The organism is Candidatus Obscuribacterales bacterium (genome assembly GCA_036703605.1).
GTDB lineage: Bacteria > Cyanobacteriota > Cyanobacteriia > RECH01 > RECH01 > RECH01.
Window position 1 is genome coordinate 1 of sequence record DATNRH010000554.1, and the last position, 1,421, is coordinate 1,421.

Consider the following 1,421-nt stretch of genomic DNA (forward strand, 5'->3'; position numbering starts at 1 on the left):
GGTGCGGATAGGCTCGTTAAAGTCGAAGTAGATATCCGCCAAATTATGCACAACCGTGCCTTCGGGATGCCCTGCAATGGGCGCAATACTGAACTTGATAAAGCCGTGGCTATTCGGCTCATCAGTCAAGCTATCTACCAAATCAATATCATTGAAAGTGAAGGTAAGCACGGGGCTTTCCTCGCCTGTCATGGTCAGCTCATAGGGGTGGCTCGATGCGCCGAAGCGCAAGGTGGAAATATCCATCAATGGCGAAAGCGTATCGACCACCACCACTTTGTATGCCGTGTCCGTTCCCGTATTCTGGAAGCGGATGCGGTAGTCCAAAGGCGTTTCGGGACGCACATAGCGATTTTCGGTAATGCCTTGGGGCGTTGCCATCTTGTCATTAGGATCATAGGAGTCGATGATAGGCAGGCACTCGATGGATATTTCGGGCGCGGCATCATCCTGGTCGAAATAGTTGGCAGAGCTGGTACGGCTGGCAGGGCCACTCGAACAGCCCTGCACCGTGGCTTGGGGCAGGCTATTGCCTGGATGCGATGGGTGCTGGTCGGCCTCCAGCCTGATACTTCCCGAATAGGGCTTATAGATGATGACCAGACTGTCGCCAGCGGGCAGTTGGAAATTGTCGGAACTTGCCAGCTCACTGCCCTCATAAATGCGGTAAGTACTGGCTCTTGCCATGTCCTCGCCCACATTTCGGATGGTAAAGCGGGAGCCGTCTTGCGGACTCACACAAACACCTTCCACTTCCACACTCGATTTATCCCAATCAGGGTCTTCCTCCTGCGCATCGCGCCAGCAGGTATTGGCGGGGGTAATCCAAGCCTCGGTGCACTGATCCAAGCCTACAATACCGCTCTCGCATCTTACCGTATCCATAATTTGGATGGAAGCCTGCGAATAGGGGGCTACAGTTCCCACCTCAAACACATAAACGCCATCTTCCGTCAGGGTAAAGTCATGGTTTGCCCTTACAAAATCCACATACTCAGGCAGGCGCAAATGCACCTTGGCATCCTCGGCAGGGGCAAAGCCCTCATTGCGGTAGACCAAGGTGGTGTAATTCTCAAAACAGCGGCGGCGGCGATTGGAGGACACATTTACGGAAAGGATGGGGCATTCGGTGGTTTTCAAGGCAAAGTCGACATCCCCTAATGTTTGGTCCACTGTGTCAAAAGCCACCTGATAGTTTGCCCCGCAGGGCTGTTCGATGAGCAAGCCTTGCGTCTCTGGCAAAACCGCCTCGACTGTGTAATTGCCTTGATCTACTAGCAGTTCATAAGTTCCGTCTTCTCTGGAAACTGTGTAAAAACCGCTGGGTGTAGCCCGAACCGTATAACCAGCAATGGGGCTATCTGTGCCTTCATCGTAAGTACAGTTGCTGTTGAGGTCGTTGTAGAGGCGACCTGAGATAT

1 protein-coding gene is annotated in these 1,421 nt (G+C 52.9%); it reads right to left on the reverse strand.

Translation table 11 applies throughout. The features are described 5' to 3' along the window. Window positions 1-1,421: hypothetical protein (locus tag V6D20_11875; protein ID HEY9816477.1), on the reverse strand; the 1,421-nt coding region annotated here is incomplete at both ends.